The sequence below is a fragment of the Sphingopyxis sp. MC1 genome (assembly GCF_000371385.1).
Classification (GTDB): Bacteria; Pseudomonadota; Alphaproteobacteria; order Sphingomonadales; family Sphingomonadaceae; genus Sphingopyxis; species Sphingopyxis terrae.
Genome location: NZ_AOUN01000006.1, coordinates 144292 through 165911, shown reverse-complemented (window position 1 = coordinate 165911; position 21620 = coordinate 144292). Strand labels below are relative to the sequence as shown.

General features: G+C 65.5%; 24 protein-coding genes, 1 tRNA gene, 1 other RNA gene and 1 pseudogene. 16 read left to right on the top strand and 11 right to left on the bottom strand.

The window, feature by feature from the left end; all coding sequences use genetic code 11:
* Positions 1–6: 6 nt before the first annotated feature.
* Together EBMC1_RS09910 and rpsD are read right to left on the bottom strand one after the other, a co-directional pair.
* Positions 7–1704 (bottom strand): M28 family metallopeptidase, encoded by a 1698-nt coding sequence (locus tag EBMC1_RS09910; protein WP_003044492.1) that lies wholly within the window; start codon positions 1702–1704, stop codon positions 7–9.
* A 116-nt stretch (positions 1705–1820) separates the two neighbouring features.
* The gene (rpsD, locus tag EBMC1_RS09905) at positions 1821–2432 is read right to left on the bottom strand and encodes a 30S ribosomal protein S4 (RefSeq protein WP_003044490.1); all 612 of its coding nucleotides are present in this window, start codon (positions 2430–2432) and stop codon (positions 1821–1823) included.
* 198 nt (positions 2433–2630) lie between these two features.
* Here rpsD and EBMC1_RS09900 point away from each other — a divergent pair, with 198 nt between their 5' ends.
* Positions 2631–2939 carry a chorismate mutase gene (locus EBMC1_RS09900; protein ID WP_003044487.1) on the top strand — a complete coding sequence of 103 codons (309 nt, stop codon included), beginning with the start codon at positions 2631–2633 and terminating at the stop codon, positions 2937–2939.
* 150 nt (positions 2940–3089) lie between these two features.
* Here the strand turns inward: EBMC1_RS09900 and EBMC1_RS18795 are convergent, their stop codons facing one another.
* The 6 genes and pseudogenes from EBMC1_RS18795 to rpiB all read right to left on the bottom strand — a co-directional run bounded on the left by EBMC1_RS18795 (position 3090) and on the right by rpiB (position 6800).
* Entirely contained in the window at positions 3090–3800 is a 711-nt protein-coding gene (locus tag EBMC1_RS18795; RefSeq protein WP_231292895.1) for an RNA methyltransferase, read from the bottom strand.
* A gap of 270 nt (positions 3801–4070) precedes the next feature.
* Positions 4071–4214 (bottom strand): annotated as a pseudogene (locus EBMC1_RS18790) (GIY-YIG nuclease family protein); the annotation flags it as partial.
* Between the two features lie 137 nt (positions 4215–4351).
* Positions 4352–4816, bottom strand: coding sequence for a transcriptional regulator NrdR (gene nrdR / locus EBMC1_RS09890; RefSeq protein ID WP_003044482.1), 465 nt, complete (start codon positions 4814–4816; stop codon positions 4352–4354).
* Between the two features lie 3 nt (positions 4817–4819).
* Positions 4820–5038, bottom strand: coding sequence for a hypothetical protein (locus tag EBMC1_RS09885; RefSeq protein ID WP_003044479.1), 219 nt, complete (start codon positions 5036–5038; stop codon positions 4820–4822).
* Between the two features lie 5 nt (positions 5039–5043).
* Positions 5044–6351 carry a serine hydroxymethyltransferase gene (gene glyA, locus EBMC1_RS09880; protein WP_003044476.1) on the bottom strand — a complete coding sequence of 436 codons (1308 nt, stop codon included), beginning with the start codon at positions 6349–6351 and terminating at the stop codon, positions 5044–5046.
* On the bottom strand, positions 6348–6800 hold the full coding sequence (rpiB, locus tag EBMC1_RS09875; RefSeq protein ID WP_003044473.1) for a ribose 5-phosphate isomerase B: 453 nt from the start codon (positions 6798–6800) through the stop codon (positions 6348–6350). Before rpiB ends, glyA begins: the two co-directional genes overlap by 4 nt.
* Positions 6801–6952: 152 nt before the next feature.
* Here rpiB and EBMC1_RS18650 point away from each other — a divergent pair, with 152 nt between their 5' ends.
* Positions 6953–7117: a hypothetical protein gene (locus tag EBMC1_RS18650; protein ID WP_003044469.1), complete on the top strand. Its 165-nt coding sequence runs from the start codon at positions 6953–6955 to the stop codon at positions 7115–7117.
* Between the two features lie 148 nt (positions 7118–7265).
* Here the strand turns inward: EBMC1_RS18650 and EBMC1_RS09870 are convergent, their stop codons facing one another.
* Positions 7266–7922 (bottom strand): alpha/beta hydrolase, encoded by a 657-nt coding sequence (locus EBMC1_RS09870; protein ID WP_003044467.1) that lies wholly within the window; start codon positions 7920–7922, stop codon positions 7266–7268.
* Positions 7923–8133: 211 nt separating this feature from the next.
* Here EBMC1_RS09870 and EBMC1_RS09865 point away from each other — a divergent pair, with 211 nt between their 5' ends.
* From EBMC1_RS09865 to EBMC1_RS09810, 13 genes are all read left to right on the top strand, one after another.
* The gene (locus tag EBMC1_RS09865; protein ID WP_040590034.1) at positions 8134–9219 is read left to right on the top strand and encodes a cysteine desulfurase family protein; all 1086 of its coding nucleotides are present in this window, start codon (positions 8134–8136) and stop codon (positions 9217–9219) included.
* The gene (locus EBMC1_RS09860) at positions 9216–9554 is read left to right on the top strand and encodes a 2Fe-2S iron-sulfur cluster-binding protein (RefSeq protein ID WP_156001119.1); all 339 of its coding nucleotides are present in this window, start codon (positions 9216–9218) and stop codon (positions 9552–9554) included. The genes EBMC1_RS09865 and EBMC1_RS09860 overlap by 4 nt, the downstream gene beginning before the upstream one ends.
* Entirely contained in the window at positions 9554–10462 is a 909-nt protein-coding gene (gene bla / locus EBMC1_RS09855; RefSeq protein WP_003044459.1) for a class A beta-lactamase, read from the top strand. The genes EBMC1_RS09860 and bla overlap by 1 nt, the downstream gene beginning before the upstream one ends.
* A gap of 41 nt (positions 10463–10503) precedes the next feature.
* Positions 10504–10601, top strand: an RNA gene (ffs, locus tag EBMC1_RS18105) — signal recognition particle sRNA small type.
* Between the two features lie 82 nt (positions 10602–10683).
* Positions 10684–11730: a hypothetical protein gene (locus tag EBMC1_RS09850; RefSeq protein ID WP_156001117.1), complete on the top strand. Its 1047-nt coding sequence runs from the start codon at positions 10684–10686 to the stop codon at positions 11728–11730.
* Between the two features lie 59 nt (positions 11731–11789).
* Positions 11790–13523 carry a DNA polymerase III subunit gamma/tau gene (locus tag EBMC1_RS09845; protein ID WP_003044453.1) on the top strand — a complete coding sequence of 578 codons (1734 nt, stop codon included), beginning with the start codon at positions 11790–11792 and terminating at the stop codon, positions 13521–13523.
* A complete protein-coding gene (locus EBMC1_RS09840; protein ID WP_003044450.1) occupies positions 13520–13855 on the top strand; it encodes a YbaB/EbfC family nucleoid-associated protein in 336 nt (111 codons plus the stop codon). Before EBMC1_RS09845 ends, EBMC1_RS09840 begins: the two co-directional genes overlap by 4 nt.
* A gap of 258 nt (positions 13856–14113) precedes the next feature.
* Positions 14114–16510, top strand: coding sequence for an endopeptidase La (gene lon / locus EBMC1_RS09835; protein ID WP_003044448.1), 2397 nt, complete (start codon positions 14114–14116; stop codon positions 16508–16510).
* A 171-nt stretch (positions 16511–16681) separates the two neighbouring features.
* Positions 16682–16954: an HU family DNA-binding protein gene (locus tag EBMC1_RS09830; protein ID WP_003044445.1), complete on the top strand. Its 273-nt coding sequence runs from the start codon at positions 16682–16684 to the stop codon at positions 16952–16954.
* A 163-nt stretch (positions 16955–17117) separates the two neighbouring features.
* Positions 17118–17192: transfer RNA gene (locus EBMC1_RS09825), tRNA-Val, on the top strand.
* Between the two features lie 97 nt (positions 17193–17289).
* Positions 17290–17604 carry a PepSY domain-containing protein gene (locus EBMC1_RS09820; protein ID WP_003044443.1) on the top strand — a complete coding sequence of 105 codons (315 nt, stop codon included), beginning with the start codon at positions 17290–17292 and terminating at the stop codon, positions 17602–17604.
* A gap of 100 nt (positions 17605–17704) precedes the next feature.
* Positions 17705–18370 carry a response regulator transcription factor gene (locus EBMC1_RS09815; protein WP_003044440.1) on the top strand — a complete coding sequence of 222 codons (666 nt, stop codon included), beginning with the start codon at positions 17705–17707 and terminating at the stop codon, positions 18368–18370.
* 104 nt (positions 18371–18474) lie between these two features.
* Positions 18475–19779, top strand: coding sequence for a sensor histidine kinase (locus tag EBMC1_RS09810; RefSeq protein ID WP_040590107.1), 1305 nt, complete (start codon positions 18475–18477; stop codon positions 19777–19779).
* Between the two features lie 108 nt (positions 19780–19887).
* On the opposite strand, the gene EBMC1_RS09805 is transcribed toward EBMC1_RS09810, so the two are convergent.
* Entirely contained in the window at positions 19888–20067 is a 180-nt protein-coding gene (locus tag EBMC1_RS09805) for a PspC domain-containing protein (protein ID WP_003044434.1), read from the bottom strand.
* A gap of 61 nt (positions 20068–20128) precedes the next feature.
* Positions 20129–20257 (bottom strand): hypothetical protein, encoded by a 129-nt coding sequence (locus EBMC1_RS18935; protein ID WP_255265911.1) that lies wholly within the window; start codon positions 20255–20257, stop codon positions 20129–20131.
* A gap of 250 nt (positions 20258–20507) precedes the next feature.
* Here EBMC1_RS18935 and recF point away from each other — a divergent pair, with 250 nt between their 5' ends.
* Positions 20508–21617 (top strand): DNA replication/repair protein RecF, encoded by a 1110-nt coding sequence (recF, locus tag EBMC1_RS09800; RefSeq protein ID WP_003044430.1) that lies wholly within the window; start codon positions 20508–20510, stop codon positions 21615–21617.
* The last annotated feature ends 3 nt before the right edge of the window (positions 21618–21620 follow it).

The following is a 21620-nucleotide window of genomic DNA, read 5'->3' as shown; positions in this document are numbered from 1 at the left end:
CCTCGCTTATTTGCCTTCGCGCGATTTGTCGCGCGCGGCGCGGAACTCGTCGCCTTCGTTCCAGTTGGGCCAGCTATCGGTCGATGCGAGCATCCGGCCCGCGGCATAATAGAGGCGGAGATCGGCGAGCATACCGTCCCAATTCTTTATCGCCGCATATTCGTCGCCGGGCGCGTGGTAGCGGTTCTTCTCATAGTCCTCGGCAGCTTTCTTGCCGGCGTCCTTGCCGCCCGCGACCAGATCTTCGCCGGCGCCGAAGTTGAAGAAGGGCACGCCGCGCTTGGCGAAGCTGAAGTGATCCGAGCGATAGTAGAAGCCCTTTTCGGGGGTCGGTTCATCGACAATCGTCACCTTCGCCGCCTTGGCGATCTTTTCCAGATAGGCGTCGAGCTGCGACTTGCCGCGGCCGACGACGACGATGTCCTTCGCGGGCCCATTGGGGTTGAGCGCGTCCATATTCACGCCGCCCACCGTCTGCGCGAGCGGGAACACCGGGTTCGCGGCATAATATTCCGATCCGAGCAGACCCGATTCCTCCGCCGTCACGGCCAGGAAAACGATGCTGCGATCGGGCGCGCCCGCCTTCTGATAGGCCTGCGCCAGCGTCACCAAGGCGGCGGTGCCGGTCGCATTATCGACGGCGCCGTTGCAGATGTCGTCGCCGTTCACCGGCGTGCAGCGGCCAAGATGGTCCCAATGCGCGGTATAGAGCACATATTCGTCGGGCCGCTTCTTGCCCGGCAGAATGCCGATGATGTTATGCGACAGCTTCTTGGAAATCTGATTGTCGAAGCTGAGCGACGCCTTGACGCCGGTGAGCGGAACGGCCTTGAAACCCTTCTTGCCCGCGGCCTCGCGCAGCGCGTCGAAATCCTGCCCGGCGCTCGCGAACAATTCCTTCGCCTTGTCGAGCTGGATCCAGCCGTTGGCGGCAGTCTGATCGGCGCCGCCATGCTTCTTTTCGGCGAGATATTGGGTGCCGGTGTTGCTGCTTTCCACGACGTTCCAGCCATAGGCGGCGGGTTCGGTGTCGTGGACGATCAGCGCGGCGGCGGCGCCCTGACGCGCCGCTTCTTCATATTTGTAGGTCCAGCGGCCGTAATAGGTCATCGCGCGGCCGTTGAATTCGCCTTTGGCTTCAGGGGTTTGCCAGTCGGGGTCGTTGACGAGGATGACCACCGTCTTGCCCTTCACATCGAGCCCGGCATAATCGTTCCAGCCCTTTTCAGGCGCGTTGATGCCATAGCCGACGAAGACGACGTCGCTGTCCTTGATTTCGGTTTTCGGCTGCACACGATAGCTGAACGCGACATAATCCTTCGCATATTGCAGCGTGACCGGCGCCTTGCCGCCGGTGAAGCGCAGCGGCGTCGCATTCTTTGCGGTGATCTCGACCAGCGGGACTTCCTGCGTCCACTGGCCGTTGTTGCCGGGCTTCAGCCCCGCCGCCGCGAACTGGCTCGTCAGATAGGCGATCGTTTTTTCCTCGCCCTTCGTTCCGGGCGCGCGGCCTTCATAGGCATCCGACGACAATTCCTTGGTCACATCCTGCAAAGTCTGGAGCGACAGCTCGGGGAACTGGACATCGGGCAAGACGGCAACCGCGTCGGCCGCCGTGGCGCCGGTCGTCGGCGCATCGGCGTTGCACCCGGCAACGCCGAGCAGAACCGCAAGAGCTGCGGTGGTTCGGGGGAAGCGAAGCATGGAATTTCCTTGGGTTTTCGTGTTCGACGGGAGGCTTTTGCCAGCCGGGCCGCCCCGATGCAAGAAGGGCGGCCCTTTCGGACCGCCCCCTTGATGTCGCTTCGGTGGAAACCGGATCAGCGCGAATAGAATTCGACGACCAGATTGGGTTCCATCTTCACCGGATAGGGCACTTCGTCGAGCGTCGGGACGCGCACGAAGGTCGCCTTGGTGCCGTCGAGCGCCAGATATTCGGGCAGATCGCGCTCGGGCAGGCTCTGCGCTTCGGCGACCAGCGCCATTTCCTGCGCCTTCTTGCCGAGGGTGACTTCGTCGCCCGGCTTCACGAGGCGGCTCGCGATGTTGCACTTCACGCCGTTCACATAGACGTGACCGTGGCTGACGAGCTGACGCGCCGAGAAGATCGTCGGCGCGAACTTGGCGCGATAGACGAGCGCGTCGAGGCGGCGTTCGAGCAGGCCGATCAGATTCTGGCCGGTGTCGCCCTTCATACGCGCGGCTTCGATATAGTTCTTCTTGAACTGCTTTTCGGTGATGTCGCCGTAATAGCCCTTGAGCTTCTGCTTCGCGCGGAGCTGGATGCCGAAGTCCGACATCTTGCCCTTGCGGCGCTGACCGTGCTGGCCGGGGCCATATTCGCGGCGGTTGACCGGGCTCTTCGGGCGACCCCAGATGTTTTCGCCCATCCGGCGGTCGAGTTTATACTTGGCGCTCTGGCGCTTCGACATTTGCGTCTCCAATTTGCTGTGTGCCGAAGGATTTCGGCGGGTCCCGGATCGCACCACAGGAACGATGTCCTGTGCGACCGCCGCTTCACCGGGGTGCGGGGTCAATTTGCGAAGGCGCGCGGTTAGACGGTAGGCGCGGCCGAGTCAAGTCGTGCCGGACGCTGGACGGCGCGCAAAAAGGCGCTAAAGGCAGCGCGCATGACCTCTGCCAAACTTCCCGATCAATGCGAAACCATGGCCGACGTGCGCGCCGGCGTTGATCAGGTCGACCGCGAGCTTGTCGCGCTGCTGGTACGCCGGTTCGGCTATATGGACGCAGCGGCGCGGATCAAGGCCGAGCGCAGCGCCGTTCGCGACGAGCCGCGCAAGGCGCAGGTGCTCGACAATGTTGCGCGCGAGGCCGAAAGCGCGGGCCTCGACCCGCAGCGTATCCGCGCGGTGTGGAACGAACTGGTCGAACAGTCGATCGCGCACGAACTGGTGCGCTGGGACGGGATTCGCCGCTAGGGTAACGTGGATTGATATGATCCGCGTCCCCGAGCGAAGCCGAGGGGCTTATTCGAGCGAAGCCGAGAATCCGCACCATCGCCGCCTCGCTTTCGCTTGGCGTGGCCCCTCGGCTTCGCTCGGGGAAACGGACTATCTCGACGGTCCGGTTTAACTTTCGTCGCTGTCGCGTGCCGTTCTGGGCTTTCGGCCCAGCATCGTGATGATCCCGTGCATCATCCTGATATCGTTATAGGACCAGCCGGTCTTGGTGATCGCGGTGCGGATAGTGCGCAGTGTGGCCTCGGTGCGTTCGGGCGGAAAGAAATAGCCCGCCGCGTCGAGGTCGCGGTTCAGATGCTCGATCAGCTGTTCGAACTCGGCATGGTCGGCCGGCGGATCGAGCGGGACTTCGGGCGGGCTGGCGAGCGCGACCCCCTTCGACCATTCATAGGCGAGCAGGATCACCGCTTGCGCAAGGTTCAGCGATCCGAATTCGGGGTTGATCGGCACGGTGACGATGCTGTGGGCGAGCGCGACATCGTCAGTTTCGAGCCCCGACCGTTCGGGACCGAAGACATAGGCCGAGCGGCCAGCGGTCGCGTGAACCGCCTTCGCAGCGGCTTCGGGGGTCAGGACCGGCTTGGTGACGCCGCGCTTGCGCACTGTCGTCGCATAGATGTGGGTGCAGTCGGCCACCGCCTCTGCCAGCGTATCGAACACCGCGGCCTCGGCCAGCACTACGTCGGCCCCCGATGCGGCAGGCCCAGCATCGGGGTTCGGCCAGCCGTCGCGCGGCGCGACGAGGCGCAGTTCGGTCAACCCGAAATTGAGCATCGCGCGCGCAGCCTTGCCGATATTCTCGCCAAGTTGGGGGCGCACGAGGACGATGACGGGGGGAGGGGCTGTCCCTCGAGGCGTGCCTTCGTCCGGGCTCAGTCGCTCCTCAGGGCAAACTGATGCTGAAAAGTCCCGTTCGTCCTGAGGAGGGGCAGAGACTGAGCTTGTCGAAGGCTCTGCTCCGTCTCGAAGGATTTTCGCCCGGCTCGCCAGCCTGCGAATGGCTGGCCAATCTTCGCGGATCAACGCTTCCTTCTTCGCTCGCGACCAGCCCTTTATTTGCTGTTCCGCTTCGAGTGCCTCGATCCGGGTCGGAAATTCCGCGCTCCATACCAGCTTTACCGGAAGCCGTGTTTGCGTATAGCCCGGCACCTTACCCGACTGACGTTGTCCGATGCGATGTTCGAGTTGATCGGTATGTCCAACATAGTAGCTGCCGTCGCGGCAGCGCAGCATATAGGCCCAGAAAGTCACGAGAGAGGCCTGTCGATTGGGCCTTTTGAACGGCTGCACCGGGCAGGCCCTTCGAGACGGGACTTCGACAGGCTCAGCCCCTCCTCAGGACGAACGGATGTTGTAAGCCAGCCCAATCTTCAGCCCTTCTTCGCCGCCTCGGTGATCGACGAGGCGAATTCCTCGAAATCCCGGGCTTCGGTGAAGTCGCGATAGACGCTGGCGAAGCGGATATAGGCGACATTGTCGAAGCCCTTGAGCGCTTCCATCACCATCGCGCCGATCTGCGTCGCCTGAACCTCGTTATCGCCCGAGGTTTCGAGCTGGCGCTGGATGCCCGACACCAGCCGTTCAATCCGCGCGCCGTCGATCGGGCGTTTGCGGCATGCGATCTGGACGCTGCGCATCAGCTTTTCGCGGTCGAAGGGTTCGCGCCGGCCGTCGGCCTTGAGGACGGCAACTTCGCGCAGCTGAATCCGCTCGAAGGTGGTGAAGCGCGCGCCGCAATCCTCGCACTGGCGGCGGCGGCGGATGGCGGCGCCGTCCTCGGTCGGACGGCTGTCCTTCACCTGGCTGTCTTCATGTCCGCAATAGGGGCAGCGCATGGGTTAGCGCTTCACCCGCGTATAGAGCGCGATCGCCGCGCCCGCGAACAGGCCGACCGGCCAGGTCACGACGGGCAGCACCGCACCCGCGATCGCGCCGACGACCCCGCCGGTGATGACCGGCCGCGTCGAGGGATGATCGATCCCCTGCTTGCCCATCGCCTTGACCTCTTCGATCGTCAGCTCGAACAGCGTCGGTTCTTCGGGATGCTGCCGCGCCATCGCCCTTATCCCTGATAGATAGGGAAGCGTTCACACAACGCGCGGACGCGGCCGCGGACATTCGCTTCGACATCGGCGTCGCCATGCTCGCCCTTGTCGCGCAGTGCTTCGAGCACGTCGGCGACCATGTCGCCGATTTCCTCGAACTCGGCGATCCCGAAGCCGCGCGTCGTGCCCGCGGGCGATCCGACGCGGATGCCGCTGGTCTTGACCGGCGGCAGCGGATCGAAGGGCACGCCATTCTTGTTGCAGGTGATCGCCGAGCGTTCGAGCGCCTCGTCAGCGTCGCGGCCCGTGATGCCGAGCGGACGCAGGTCGATGAGCGCCAGATGCGTGTCGGTGCCGCCCGCGACGACGTCGGCGCCGCGCGCCTTCAACCGGTTGGCGAGCGCCTGCGCATTGGCGATCGTCGCCTTGGCATAGTCCTTGAACTCGGGGCGCAGCGCCTCGCCGAAGGCGACGGCCTTGGCCGCGATGACGTGCATCAGCGGGCCGCCCTGGAGGCCGGGGAACACCGCCGAGTTGATGCGCTTCGCAATCGCCTCGTCATTGGTCAGGATCATGCCGCCGCGCGGGCCGCGCAGCGTCTTGTGCGTCGTCGTGGTGACGACATGGGCATGTTCCATCGGCGAGGGGTGGGCGCCGCCGGCGACGAGGCCCGCGAAATGCGCCATATCGACCATCAGCAGCGCGCCGACATCGTCGGCGATCGCCCGGAAACGCGCGAAGTCGAGCGTGCGCGGATAGGCCGAGCCGCCCGCGATGATGAGCGCGGGGCGATGTTCCTTCGCCAAGGCCTCGACCTGGTCGAAATCGACCAGATGGTCGTCGGCGCGCACGCCATATTGGACGGCGTTGAACCATTTGCCCGACATGGCAGGCGCCGCACCGTGGGTGAGGTGACCGCCGGCGTCGAGGCTCATGCCGAGGATCGTGGCGCCGGGTTTGGTCAGCGCCAGCATCACCGCCCCGTTCGCCTGCGCGCCCGAGTGCGGCTGGACGTTCGCGAAGTTGCAGTCGAAAAGCTGCTTCGCGCGATCGATCGCGAGCTGTTCGACTTCATCCGACGGCGCGCAGCCCTGATAATAGCGACGCCCCGGATAGCCTTCGGCATATTTGTTGGTGAAGACCGACCCCTGCGCCTCGAGCACCGCCTTGGAGACGATGTTTTCCGAAGCGATCAGTTCGATCTGATATTGTTCGCGTTCCAGCTCATGCTTCATCGCCGCGGCGACCGCAGGATCGGTGGCGGCGACGCCGTCGGTGAAATAGCCGGCCGATTTGATGGGCTTGTCGAGCGTGTCGGTGGTCATTGGCTGTTCTCCAGGACGGGCGGATGGGAAAGCTTGTCGACGCGGCGCGCGTGGCGGTCGCCGGCGAAGTCGGTGGTCAGGAAGGCGGTGACGCAGGCCTTGGCCATGTCGATGCCGGTCAGGCGCGCGCCCATCGCGATGACGTTCGCGTCATTATGTTCGCGGGCGAGCTTCGCCGAAAGCGGCTCGGACACCAGAGCGCAGCGGCACGCGGGGTTGCGGTTGACCGAGATCGAAATGCCGATGCCCGATCCGCACAGTGCGACGCCCTTGTCGGCGCTGCCATTGGCGACGGCATCGGCGAGGCGGTAGCCATAATCGGGGTAATCGACGCTCTCGGGGCCGTGGGTGCCGAGGTCGGCAACCTCATGCCCTTCGCCGCGCAGCCAGTCGGCGAGCAGCGCCTTCAGGTCGGTGGCGGCATGGTCGGATGCAATGGCGATGCGCACGGCGCGTCTCCCGCTGGGGCGTTGAGGGAATCGGATGAGCGCGCTTTAGGCGAAGCGCTGCGGATTGGCCATAAGCGGCAGCGGCTTTTTCGCCGCTATTTTGTCACAAAGCGGGTTTGACCGGCCGGCCTGCCGCCCGTAGAGCGCCGGGCATGGGCGACACGCTGCTTTCGATCGTCATGCTGGGTGCAATTGCGCTGTTGGTCGGCGCGGTCATGGTGTTTCGCAGCGGCGACCGCCGCCGCGCGCTGCTGATGATCGTCGCGGCGCTGATCATGTTCGCCAATGTCGCGATCTGGCTGGTTCCGGTGAAATGATGTCGGTCCTCCCTGTCGCGCAGCGATGGGGAGGGGGACCGCTCGCGAAGCGAGTGGTGGAGGGGCGGCGGAGTCGCGCTATTTGCCCCTCCGTCAGCCCTTCAGGCTGCCACCTCCCCATGGCTTCGCCACAGGGAGGATTTGAAGCTCAGCGGATCGGTGAATCGGGCGCAAGCCGCATGTCGAGATAATTGTCGAGCGACTTCATCAGCTGATCGAGTTCATGCTCGAAGAAATGGTTGGCGCGTGGAATCTCGTCGTGGTGGATGGTGATTCCCTTTTGGGTGCGCAGCTTGTCGACGAGCTTCTGGATCGCGCCCGGCGGGACGATTTCGTCCTGGCCGCCAGCAACGATGATACCCGACGACGGGCAGGGCGCGAGGAAGCTGAAGTCGTACATGTTCGCCGGCGGCGCGACCGACAGGAAGCCGCGGATTTCAGGGCGCCGCATCAGAAGCTGCATACCGATCCAGGCGCCGAAGCTGAAGCCGGCGACCCAGGTCGTCTGCGCCTCGGGGTGGATCGACTGGACCCAGTCGAGCGCCGCCGCGGCATCGGACAATTCGCCGATGCCATTGTCGAACGTGCCCTGGCTGCGGCCGACGCCGCGGAAGTTGAAGCGGAGCACGGCGAAGCCGCGCGCGACGAAGCTCTTGTACATCGCCTGGGTGATCCGGTCGTTCATCGTGCCGCCGCCCTGCGGATGCGGGTGAAGGATCAGCGCAACCGGCGCGCGCGGACGCGGCGGGGGCGAGAAACGACCTTCGATGCGGCCCTCGGGGCCGGGGAAAATGACGTCGGGCATGGAAGCACCTCTTATCTTTTTTGAGCTCGCGGCCGAATCGCCGGTTGGCGGGGTGGCGGAGCGGAGGTGGCGCCTATATAGAAAATAGGTCTCAACTTGCAACTTTTGCGAATCGTTCGCAATAGAAGGCGATTCTTGCTCTCGTTGGTCATCCGACGAGAAAGAGAGAGCGTCGCTCGACACCAACGCGATTAGCGGGCAAATGCCGCAAATGATCTACCTCGATTATCAGGCCACGACCCCGCTCGCTCCCGAAGCGCGCGAGGCGATGCTGCGATGGCTGGGCGATGACGGCGACAGCTTTGCGAACCCCGCGAGCACGCACAAGGCCGGGCGCGCGGCGGCGGCGGCGGTCGAGGTTGCGCGCGATCAGGTGGCGGCGCTGTTGCCGCGCGGGGGGCGCGTCATCTTCACGTCGGGCGCAACCGAGGCGCTGAACTGGGCGCTCTTCTGCGGTGCCCGCGCGATGCCCGGCGGGGTTGCGGGGCTCAGCATCGAACATGCCGCATCGCTCCAGTGCCTCGAGCGGCTGGACGCGGCGATCCTGCCGGTCGATGCGGCGGGGCTGGCGCTGCCGCCCGACGCGGCGCTGATCCCCCAAGGGGGCATCGTCGCGACAATGCTGGTCAATAACGAGGTCGGGACGATCCAGCCGGTCGCCGATTTCGCCGCGGCGGCGCATGCGAAGAACAGCCTGCTGCTGTGCGATGCGGTGCAGGGGTTCGGCCGCATCGCGATTCCCGAAGGGCCCGACCTGATTGCCGTATCGGCGCACAAGATTCACGGGCCCAAGGGGATCGGCGCGCTGTGGATTCGCGACGGCGTCGATCTGCCCCCGCTGATGCTGGGCGGCGCGCAGGAACAGGGGCTGCGATCGGGGACCGTCTCGCCCGCGCTCTGTGCCGGGTTCGGTGCGGCGGCGGCGCTGGCGGCCGACCGCCTGGAGGTCGACGCTGCGCATGTCGAGCGCCTGTGGTCGCTCGCGATGGACATGCTGCCCGAGTGGACGATCAACGGCGCCGAAAGCCAGCGCTATCACGGCAATCTCAATATCCGGCGCGAAGGGGTCAACGGGCTGCGGCTGATGTCCGATGCGCGCGGCGTCGCCTTTTCGTTGGGCAGCGCCTGTGGCAGCGGATCGGGCAAGGTCAGCCATGTGCTACGCGCGATGGGCATGAGCGAAGCCGACGCGCGCGCCTCCATCCGTCTCGGTTGGGGGCGCTATACGTCCGAACAGGCGTTGCGCGACGGGCTGAATGCCATCAAGGATGCGGTCCGCTTGCAGGGAGGGAATTGATGCGCGTCACCTTCATCCATGCCGATGGCAAGGGGCGCACCGAAGTCGTCGCGGAACCAGGTTCGGTCCTGCTCGACGTGGCGCAGGCGCATATGATGCCGCTGGAAGGCACGTGCGAGGGGCAGATGGCCTGTTCGACCTGCCACGTCATCGTCGCGAAGGAGGATTTCGGCCGCCTGCCGCCCGCCAGCGAGATGGAGGAGGATATGCTCGATCTTGCCGCCGGGGTGCGCCGGACCAGCCGCCTGTCGTGCCAGATCGTACTGACCGAGGATCTCGACGGTCTGACCGTTCATATCCCGTCCGAAAGCCGCAACATGCAGGGACCGCGCTGATGTGTCGCCGGCGCGCCGTGGGCCTTGCCCTGACGCTCGCCGCCGTCGTCACGCTGGCCGGGTGCGCATCGTCGCCCGCAGCGACCAACGGCGCCCGCGACAGCGCGCAGGCGAGCGCCGCGAACCGGATCGCGGCACTGGAAAAGATAAGCGGCGGTCGGCTGGGCGTTGCCGTTACCGACCAGTTCGGGAAGCTGATCGTCGGCCACCGCGCCGACGAGCGTTTTGCGATGTGTTCGACCTTCAAGCTGCTGCTCGCCGCGCAGACGCTGACCGCGGCGAAGAACGGTGTGTCGCTGCGCACGCCGCTGCCCTTCACGCGCGCCGATCTGCTGCCGTACTCGCCGGGCGCCGAGCGCCTGCTCGATGCGGAGGGGAAGGGCGAATATCGCATCGGCTTCGCTGCCGAGGACGCCGTCGTGCTGAGCGACAATCTCGCCGCCAATCTGCTGCTCGATCATTTCGGCGGGCCGACCGCCTTCACCGATCATGTGCAGGCGACCGGCGACTTGGTGACGCGGCTCGACCGGGTGGAGCCCGACCTCAACGCCAATATTCCGGGCGATCCGCGCGATACCACCAGCCCCGCGGCGATGGCGAAGAGCGCCGCCGCCTATATCTTCGGCGACAAGCTCGACCCCGCCTATCGCACGATGCTGCGCGACTGGCTGGTCAAGAGCGAGACCGGGCTTGCGCGCATCCGCGCCGGCCTGCCCCGAACCTGGCACGTCGGCGACAAGACCGGGACGTGCGGCACCGCCTATAATGACGTGGCGTTCGTCGAGGAGCCGGGCGGCGACAAATATATGATCGCCGTCTATCTCGACCGCCCCGCGCTGAAGGGCGATGCCGCCAATGCGATCATCGCCGATGTTGCGCGCGCGGTGGCGGGCGACCGCACCGAATAGCCGCGCCGCTTGCAATTCGCGCCCGCCGCCGCCATATGCGCGCCGGGAGTCGGGCGGACGCAGTCTTCGCCAACCCGGTCAGGTCCGGAAGGAAGCAGCCGCAACGAATTCGCTGCGGGTCGTTCCGGCTCCCACCCATTTCCACCATTTTCGACCGAGCGGCGGCTTGACCGCCCGCAATTGCTCGCACACCCTGCGCACCGCAGCAGGGGAGGATGGGCATGAAATATGGTGTTCCGGCCGGACTGGGCGCGGCGGTCTTGCTCGTCATGGGGGCGGCGCAGAGCTCGACAGCGTATGAAATCAAGCCGAAACAGCCCAATCACGAGCGGCTGACCGCGCTGGCCGAGCGGTGCCTTACCGCCGCCGCCGGTGCCTTGCCCAGCCATTGCCCGCTGCCCCGCACCGCGGCCGAGTTTGCCGCGACCGACATGGGCGGGTCGGTCTATGCCGATGCCGTCCGCTGGCCGGACGATCCGACGCGCCAGATCAGCGCGACGGGCCTGGGCAAGATTGCGGTCAACCTGGGCGCCGAACGCTGCAAGAAGCATGTCGGGCCGGGCAAGCCCTTTGGCGGCCTGATGTGCAACAGCCATTATGGCGCGCTGCAATTCCTGCACGCCATGCGCCCGGTGGCGGGCGAGGCGCCATCCGAAACCCGCGCCAAGATTCTCGGCTGGACGCGCGCCGCCTTTTCCATCGCAACAGGGCAGGGCGTCGATGCGACGACGGGCTATTGCGCCTATTTCCGAAGCCAATCTCCGGCGCTTGCGGAGGCATTTGCGCCGCCCGGCTTTCCCTATTGCGACGACCGGACCAAAGGCGGGAAAAGCTATAAGGCGTGGCGCGTGCATACGCTGTTCACGCTCGAATGCCGCAATCCCGTCGCGTCGACCAAATGCAGCGAATTGACCGGCGATGCCGCAGCCGATCTCGCACGCAAGCGCGCGGCCGGCGCTTTGCTGCATCTGATCCAGGACAGTTTCTCGCAAAGCCATACGGCGCGGGGCGGCGCTTTTCCCGCCGGCCCCTACAGTGCTCGCGTCGTGTGCCTGCCGGTGCGCGAATATTATGATTATGCCCAGAATAGCCGCGTCCATTCGGCGGCCGACAAGGCGCCGACCTTCGACCTCGCCGGCTGCGCCGACGGGCCGGTAGCCGATCCGATCACCGCGTCGGCGCAGATGCTCTGGTTGATCGAGCAGCGCGCGAATCCCGATGCGGCGGTAAAGCTGATGGCGGAGGCGGTTCTGGGCGCGGCGACCTGACGCGTAGCGGCGCGCGCATACCCTTCGACAATCGGCGCGGCGCATCCTAAAGACCGGCTATGGACGATTCCGCCGACGACACTCCGATGCTGGGCATGGACTTGCCAGAGGCGGCGCCCGCGCCTCCCTCGAACGGGCCTTACCGCGTCCTTGCCCGCAAATATCGGCCGCAGACCTTTGCCGAGCTGATCGGGCAGGATGCGATGGTGCGGACGCTCGGCAATGCGATCGCGCGCGACCGGCTGGCGCATGCCTTTCTGATGACCGGGGTGCGCGGGGTCGGCAAGACGTCGACCGCGCGGCTGATCGCCAAGGCCCTGAACTGCATCGGACCCGACGGGCAGGGCGGGCCCACGATCGATCCGTGCGGGGTGTGCGAGCCGTGCCGCGCGATCACCGAGGGGCGCCATATCGACGTGATCGAGATGGACGCTGCATCGAACACTGGCGTCGACGATGTGCGCGAGATTATCGAGGCGGTGCGCTATGCCGCGGTGTCGGCGCGCTACAAGATCTATATCATCGACGAAGTGCATATGTTGTCGCGTAACGCGTTCAATGCGCTGCTGAAAACGCTCGAAGAACCGCCGCCGCACGTCAAATTCCTTTTCGCGACGACCGAGGTGAACAAGGTGCCGGTGACGGTGCTGTCGCGCTGTCAGCGGTTCGATCTGCGGCGCATCACGCCCGACATGCTGTTCGCGCATTTCAGTTCGATCCTGCAGAAAGAGGGTGTCGAGGCCGAGGCGCCCGCCATCTGGCTGATCGCCAATGCCGCCGAAGGATCGGTGCGCGACGGGCTTTCGATCCTCGACCAGGCGATTGCCCACGCCGATCTGGAAGCCGATGGCGCGGGCGGCGGGCGGATTTCGGCCGACCAGGTCCGCACGATGCTGGGCCTGTCGGACCGCACGGCGATCGCGCAGTTGATGGCGACCGTGCTCGGCGGCGATGCGGGTGCCGCGATCGACCTTGCGCGCGCACAATATGCGCTGGGGATCGAACCGGTCGCGATGGTGCGCGGGTTGATGGACCTGACGCACGCGGTGACGCTGGCCAAGGTGGCGCGCCACGACGATCCGGCGCTGGCCGCCGCCGACTGCGAACGCATCGGCGATTGGGCCCAGAAGCTGGGCTTCGCACCGCTCAACCGCCTGTGGCAATTGCTGCTCAAGGGGCATGACGAGGTGCTGCGCGCGACCAATCCGCTCGAGCATCTGGAAATGCTGTTGCTGCGCGTGATCTATGCCGCATCGCTGCCCGATCCGGGCGAACTGGCGAAGCTGCTCGAATCGGGCGGCGTTCCGGCGATGCCGCTTGTAGCGCCGCAGGCAGTGCCCGCGGGCGATACGCCCGGCGCGTCGGTTGCGGCCGACACGCCGCCGCCAGCGGTCGAGGCGGCAGAGGCGCCGCCGCCCGCGGCGCTGACGATCGCGCAGATTCACCAGCTGCTCGAATCGACGGGCAATCACCGGCTAGCGGTCGATGTCTATGACCATATGCGGCTGATCGCGCTCGAACCGGGGACGCTGACGTTCGCGCCCGTTCCGGCGCTCGGCGAAGGCTTTGCCCGCGATCTGGCCGACGCGCTGCTCGCTGCGACGGGCAATCGCTGGTCGGTGCGCGCGGGCGAGGGCGAAGGCCGGCCCAGCCTGGCGCAAATGCGCGCCGCGAAGCTGGCCGACAATGATGCGCGAATCCGCGAACTGCCGGTGGTAAAGGCCGTTTTGGCGGCATTTCCCGACGCAAGACTTGTCGAGGATGGCGACAATCGCCATAAGTCCGCCCCATGAAATCGATCGAAGAAATGATGAAGGCGGCGCAGGAAGCGGCTGCCACGGTGCAGGCCCAGATGCAGGAGGCGCAGGCGAAGCTCGACAATGTCGAGGTCGAGGGCGTTTCGGGTGGCGGCCTCGTCAGGATCACCGCGACCGCAAAGGGCCGGATCAAGGCGATTGCGATCGACGACAGCCTGATGGTTCCCGCCGAAAAGCAGATGCTCGAAGATCTGCTCGCCGCCGCGTTCAACGACGCGCGCGAAAAGGCCGATCAGGCGAGCAACGAGGAAATGGGCAAGATGACCAGCGGCCTGCCGCTGCCGCCCGGGTTCAAGCTGCCGTTTTGACGAATTGATCCTCCCTGTGGCGAAGCCATGGGGAAGGGGGACCGCCGCCGCAGGCGGTGGTAGAGGGGGGGGGGCGACATCGCGTCATTGGCCCCTCCGTCAGCCCTTCGGGCTGCCACCTCCCCATGGCTTTGCCACAGGGAAGAGAGATGCCCATTCACCGCACCGTCATTGAATGCGCGCCAAGTTACGCCATATTAGCGATAACCACCCTATTAAAAGGGCGGCGCGCGGTCTTGCGCCCGCTCAGGAGCCCTGATGAACCAGTCTTTTCCCCTTCTGCCCCTGCGGGACATTGTCGTCTTTCCGCACATGATCGTGCCGCTGTTCGTCGGGCGCGATCGCTCGGTCGCCGCGCTCGAAGCGGCGATGGAAGCCGATAAGGAAATTTTCCTCGTCGCCCAGCTCGATCCGGGCGAGGACGATCCCGTCCGCGACGATTTGTACGATACCGGCGTGATCGCGACGGTTCTGCAATTGCTCAAGCTGCCCGACGGCACCGTCCGCGTGCTGGTCGAAGGCAAGCAGCGCGCCAAGCTTCAGTCGCTCGACGATGACGGCAAGGCCGTGATGGCAACGGTCGAGCCGATCGCTGATGCCGTCGACGACAGTGTCGATACCGCGGCGCTGATGCGTTCGGTCGTCGACCAGTTCGAAAGCTATGCCAAGCTCAACAAGAAGATGCCGGCCGAAACCGCGGTGCAACTGTCGCAGATCGACGATTCGTCGCGCCTCGCCGACTCGGTTGCCGGCAACCTCAACATCAAGGTCGCCGACAAGCAGGCGCTGCTCGTCGAGAATGCGCCTGCGAAGCGGCTCGAAATGGTGTTCGCCTTCATGGAAGGCGAGCTCGGCGTGCTGCAGGTCGAAAAAAAGATCCGCGGCCGCGTGAAGCGCCAGATGGAAAAGAGCCAGCGCGAATATTATCTCAACGAACAGTTGAAGGCGATCCAGCGCGAACTCGGCAACGACAATGGCGAGGGCGGCGACGATCTCGCGGAACTGCAGGCCAAGATCGACAGCCTGAAGATGTCGAAGGAAGCCAAGGCCAAGGCGAACGCCGAGCTCAAGAAGCTGCGCGCGATGGCGCCGATGTCGGCCGAGGCGACCGTCGTTCGCAACTATCTCGACACGCTGATCGGCCTGCCTTGGGGCAAGAAGTCGAAGCTGAAAAAGGACATCGCGAAGGCGCAGGACGTTCTGGATGCCGACCATTTCGCGCTCGAAAAGGTCAAGGACCGGATCGTCGAATATCTGGCAGTGCAGGCACGCACCAACAAGCTGAAGGGGCCGATCCTGTGCCTCGTCGGTCCTCCGGGCGTCGGCAAGACCTCGCTCGGCCGCAGCATCGCGAAGGCGACGGGCCGCGAGTTCGTGCGCCAGTCGCTCGGCGGCGTGCGCGACGAGGCCGAAATCCGCGGCCACCGCCGTACCTATATCGGCTCGCTGCCGGGCAAGATCGTGACCAACCTCAAAAAGGCCGGCACGATGAACCCGCTGTTCCTGCTCGACGAAATCGACAAGCTGGGCCAGGATTTCCGCGGCGATCCGGCATCGGCGCTGCTCGAGGTGCTCGACCCCGAACAGAATGCGAAGTTCCAGGATCATTATCTGGAGGTCGACGTCGACCTTTCGGACATCATGTTCGTGACCACCGCCAACTCGCTCAACCTGCCGCAGCCGCTGCTCGATCGCATGGAGATCATCCGGCTCGAAGGCTATACCGAGGATGAGAAGGTCGAGATCGCCAAGCGCCATCTGATCGCCAAGCAGGTCGAGGCGCACGGGCTGAAGGCCGGCGAGTTCGAGCTGACCGACGAAGGCCTGCGCGACCTGATCCGCTATTATACCCGCGAAGCCGGCGTCCGGACGCTCGAGCGCGAGATTGCGCGTCTGGCGCGCAAGGCGCTGCGCAAGATCCTCGAAGGGAAGGCGGAAAGCGTCGTGGTGACGCCCGAAAACCTCTCCGAATTTGCGGGCGTGCGCAAATTTCGCCACGGCGTTTCGGACCGCGAGGATCAGGTGGGCGCGGTTACCGGCCTTGCCTGGACCGAGGTCGGCGGCGAACTGTTGACGATCGAAGCCGTCACTGCGGCGGGCAAGGGGCAAGTACGTACCACCGGCAAGCTGGGCGAGGTGATGACCGAGTCGGTGCAGGCCGCGCTGTCCTTCGTCAAGGCGCGGGCGCCCGCCTATGGCATCAAGCCCAGCCTGTTCGCGCGCAAGGACATCCACATCCACCTGCCCGAAGGCGCGGTGCCCAAGGACGGGCCCTCGGCCGGCGTGGGCATGGTCACGGCGATGGTGTCGACGCTGACCGGCATCGCGGTGCGCAAGGACGTTGCGATGACCGGCGAGGTTACGCTGCGTGGCCGCGTGCTGGCGATCGGGGGCCTCAAGGAAAAGCTGCTTGCGGCTCTGCGGGGCGGCATCACGACCGTTTTCATTCCCGAAGAGAATGAAAAGGACCTGGTCGAGATTCCGGCGAACATTACCGCGGCGCTGAAGATCATTCCGGTGAGTCATGTCGATCAGGTGCTCGCCGAGGCGCTGGTCAGCCCTGTCGAGCCGATCGAATGGACCGAAGCCGACGAATTGGCCGCTTCGCCGCCGATTTCGGCGGGTGGAGACCCCGAATCGGCGATTCGGCACTGACCGGACCGCCGACGGGGCTTCCGCAAGGGCCTTTTCATCGCAAAATCGGCATTTTGGCCGGTTTCGCGCCGCTTTTTGCTTTGACAAGGCGGGGCGAAACATCGTTAGTGGCGCGCCATGGCTTCGGGCCATGAGAATCATTCAACAACCACACACAGGGGTTCCTTAGGCATGAACAAACAAGACCTGATCGCCGCCGTCGCTGATTCGAGCGGCCTCACCAAGGGCGATGCGAGCAAGGCTGTCGAAGCTGTGTTCGATTCGATCACCGGCGCGCTGAAGAAAGGCGGCGAAGTCCGTCTCGTCGGCTTCGGCACCTTCGCGGTCAGCAAGCGCAAGGCGTCGACCGGCCGCAACCCGCGCACCGGCGAAACGATGACCATCGCGGCGTCGAACCAGCCGAAGTTCAAGGCCGGCAAGGCCCTCAAGGACGCCGTCAACTAATCTCTGACGCTTCTTGACGAAGAAACATCTCGGGCCGTGGCGCAAGCTGCGGCCCGATTTGCATTTGCCGGGGCGCCAAGTCGCAAATCGGCGTTGCAATCGCGGCGCGAGCGGTTATGGACGACCCGCTTTCGGACGCGGCGCAGCCGCTTCGGTCCGGGACGGGCGCGTAGCTCAGCGGTAGAGCACACCCTTCACACGGGTGGGGTCACAGGTTCAATCCCTGTCGCGCCCACCATCGCCGGTTTGACCGGTCGGTGGCCGTCGGATTGCAAAACATCGGCTGACGGGGCCATTCATCGCCTATTCAATGCATAGGGGCTAAATCTCCCGGCATGATCCGCACCCTGACCTTCTCGATCGCCTCGGCGCTGCTGCTTGCTGCAGCCGGTCCCGCGGCTGCGCGCGGCGATCGCGACCGCGATCAGGACAATTTGCGCGAAGCGGCGGCGCAGGGGCAGGTAATCCCGCTCAACCGCCTGATCGCCGATGTCCGTTCGCGCGCGCCCTACAGCAATATGACCTATCTCGGCGGCCCGCAGTTCGATGCGCGCCAGATGGTCTATGCCCTCAAGTTCATGGACGGCAGCCAGGTGGTGATCGTCTATGTCGACGCGCGCACCGGCCGGATCGTCGGCCGCAGACCCTGACATTTTTCGCTGCAACGACATTTTGCGATGATCGTTGCGTCTTGGTAGAGAGGCGTTCGGCCCGCCCTGTCCGGTGGGTTCGCAGACGAAAGGTGCCTGAATGCGGATTTTGATTGTCGAAGACGAACCCACGCTGGGTCCGCAGCTCAAGGCGACGCTGGAGGGGAACGGCTATGCCGTCGACCTTGCCACCGATGGCGAAGACGGGCACTTCCTGGGCTCGACCGAAGATTATGACGCCGCGATCCTCGACCTCGGCCTGCCCGAAGTCGACGGGCTGACCGTGCTCGATCGCTGGCGCCGCGAAAAGCGCAACTTTCCCGTTCTCGTGCTGACCGCGCGCGACAGCTGGTCGGACAAGGTGGCCGGGCTCGACGCGGGCGCCGACGATTATCTCGCCAAGCCGTTCCAGACCGAGGAATTGATCGCTCGTCTGCGCGCGTTGATCCGCCGCGCCTCTGGCAATGCGTCGAGCGAGTTGATCGCGGGCAAGGTGCGGCTCGACACGCGCTCGGGCCGCGTCACGCTCGATGGCGAGCCGGTCAAGCTGACCGCGCAGGAATATAAACTCCTGTCCTATCTGCTGCACCACAAGGGCAAGGTCGTGTCGCGCACCGAACTGATCGAGCATATCTACGATCAGGATTTCGATCGCGATTCGAACACGATCGAGGTGTTCGTCACCCGCATCCGCAAGAAACTGGGCGCCGACATCATCACGACAATCCGCGGCCTCGGATATCAGCTCGACGATCCGCAGGGCTGATCATGGCCGAGGCCGACGCCGCCTCGCCGATCGCGCCCGGCACCGAAACCCGCACGGAGCCGGCTGCGCTGGCGAGCCTGACGACCGGCTCGCTCGCGCGGCGCATGATTGCGATTGCGGCGCTGTGGATTTCGGTGCTGCTGATCGGCGGCGGCTTCGCGCTCGACCGGGTGCTGACCGGCGCGATCACGCGCAACTTCGATTCGAGCCTCGAATATGTGCTGATCGCGATGATCCGCTCGTCGGAGATCGGCCCCGATGGCGAGGTGCGGCTGATCGAGCCACTCGGCGACCAGCGCTTCCTCGAACCCTATAGCGGCCTTTATTGGCAGATCAGCGGCGGCGGGCAGGAGCCCTATCGCTCGCGCTCGCTGTGGGAACGGACGCTCAAATCGCCCAAGCCGCACGTCGATACCGGGCTTCATACCTATGACAGCACGCAGTTTCCCGACGAACAGCTGCGCATATTGGAGCGCAACGTCATCCTTCCGGGCAGCAAGACCAACTGGCGTTTCCAGATCGCACAGTCGCGTCAGGCACTCGACGAGCAAATCCGCGCGGTGCGCGCGACGCTGATTCCCAGCCTGGGGCTGCTCGGCGTCGGGCTGATCGTCCTCGCCGCGCTGCAGACCTTTTACGGCCTCTGGCCGCTGCGCCACATCCGGCGTGCGATCGCGGCGATGCGCGGCGGTGAAAACCGCCGCGTCATCGCGCCGCTGCCGCTGGAGGTGCAGCCGATGGTCGAGGAATTGAACGCGCTGCTCGCGCATAACGAAAAGCAGGCCGAGGAGGCGCGGCTGCACGCCGGCAATCTGGCGCATGCGCTCAAGACGCCGCTGACCGTGCTGCTCAACAGCGCCGCGGGGTCGGACAGCGAACTTGCCGAAACGATCCGGCGCGAGGCGGCGACGATGCGGCGGCAGGTCGATCATCATCTGGCGCGCGCGCGGGCGGTCGGGCGCCGCGGGGCGGCGCAGGCGCGCGCCGTTGTCTGGGACAGCGTCGACAGCGTGCTGCGCGCGCTGACCCGCCTCCATCCCGACGTGCGTTTCGACGAGGCGGGCGACAAGACGCTGGTGGCACGGGTCGAGCGGCAGGATCTGGACGAATTGATCGGAAACCTGCTCGAAAATGCGGCCAAATATGGCGGCGGGAGCGTTTTCGTGACCGTGCAGCGCGCGGGCGGCATGGCCGAGATATTGATCGAGGACGACGGCCCCGGCATTTCGCCCGCCGACCGTCAGCGTATCTTCGACCGCGGCGTCCGGCTCGACAGCGGCAAGCCGGGGACGGGGCTTGGCCTCGCGATCGTCCGCGACGTCGCCGAAATCTATGGCGGCAGCGTCGCGCTCGAAGAGAGCGAGGATCTCGGCGGGACGCTCGTGCGGCTCAAACTGCCCGCCGGCTAGGTGCGCCGCGCAAAAGAAAAGGCCCACCGGCGGACCGGCGGGCCTTCGATTGTGGAAATATGCGGGGCCGGTGCGACGTGCCTGAAAGGCGGCCGGCCCGTGGCTGCGTTACGGCGCGAGGATCGCGACGGTCAGATAGACCAGCAGCGGCAGGCCGAAGCCCAGCAAAGTCAGTGCCACAAAGGCGACGCGCGTCCACAAGACGTCGAAGCCGAAGTGGTCCGCCATGCCGGCGCAGACGCCGAAGACCATGCCATCGCGACGATTCTTGCGAAAACCCTGTTTCATTTCTTTCCTTTCCGTCCCGGTCCCTCCGGGACCGGCGTTGTTCATGGGTGGGGGCGGCTGGTCAGATGACCAGCCGGCCGAGTTCCGCACCGTTCGGGCCAGCAGCGGCCAGGAACATGATCGAGCAGTAGAGCGTGGCAACCGCCGCGATGGCGTAGCTCTTGAGCGATTCGGTGTTGAAATGAGCCATGATATAATCCTTTCGTTCCTCCCACCCGGACCATCCGGTGGATGCCAGTAGTAATGCAGGAGGCGTGCCAATTTCATTCATTGGCGGTTAACCGCGGTTTTTTCGACATTGAAACTATATTTCAGCGGGAAAAAATCAATGATGTGGTGAAAATTCCCTCAAATTAGAATTTTTTGCGTTCCGCCTTTGGCGTGCAGCGATGATGCGCGGGACTCGCATCGCACACAGGGCTGGGGTAGGCGCAACGCAGATGACGCTGATCCGCCTTTCGTTGACCGATTTCCGCAATCACGCGGGGGCCGATCTGGCGGCCGGGCCCGGCCTTGTCGCGCTTCACGGCGACAATGGCGCGGGCAAGACGAATATATTGGAAGCGATATCGCTGCTTGCACCGGGGCGCGGGCTGCGGCGCGCGGCGCTGCCCGATATGGTGCGCGACGGCGCGACCGGCGGCTTTGCCGTGTTCGGCGAGGTGCAGGGCGATCCGGCGCTCGCGCCTGTGGCGCTTGGCACCGGCGTCGAACCGTCGGCCCCGGGGCGCCGGATCGTCCGGATCAACGGCAGCGCCGCGGCGGCGACGGCGCTCGGCGACTGGCTCGCCATCCTCTGGCTCACCCCGGCAATGGACCGCTTGTTCGTCGAAACGGCGGGCAATCGGCGGCGCTTCCTCGACCGCCTCGTCCTCGCCCTTGACCCGCGCCATGCCCAGCATGGCAATCGTTATGAAGCGGCGATGCGCGCGCGGGGAAAATTGCTCGCGGACCTTCCCGCCGCCGATCCGCAATGGCTCGCGAGCCTCGAGGCGCAGCTGGCCGAGCATGGCGCGGCGATCGATGCGGCGCGCCAGCGGACGCTCGCGGCGTTATCCGCCGAACTGGCGGAGCAGCCTGACGCGCCCTTCGCGCGCCCGCTGCTGACCCTTGTCGATGCCGAGGGCGCCCCGCGCGGCGCGGCGCAGGACGCCGCGGCGCTGCGCGATCTGTTTGCGGCGCGGCGCCGGATCGACGCCGCCGCCGGGCGCGCGACCGCCGGCCCGCACCGCGACGATCTTGCCGCCGTCCACGCGGCGAGCGGCCGCGCCGCGGCGCGCTGCTCGACCGGCGAGCAAAAGGCGATGCTGCTCTCGCTCGTTCTTGCGCACAGCGATTGCGTGGCGCGCGACCGTGGACAGCGGCCGATATTGCTGCTCGACGAAGTCGCCGCACATCTCGATCCGCTGCGCCGCGCCGCGCTTTATGGGCGCCTAGCCGGCCAGGGCGGGCAGGCGTGGCTTACCGGCACCGAGGCGGCGCTGTTCGATGCCATGCCCGGCCCGGTAACGCGCTTTCGGGTTGCGGGCGGGCGGATCGCGCCGGGCTAGGGC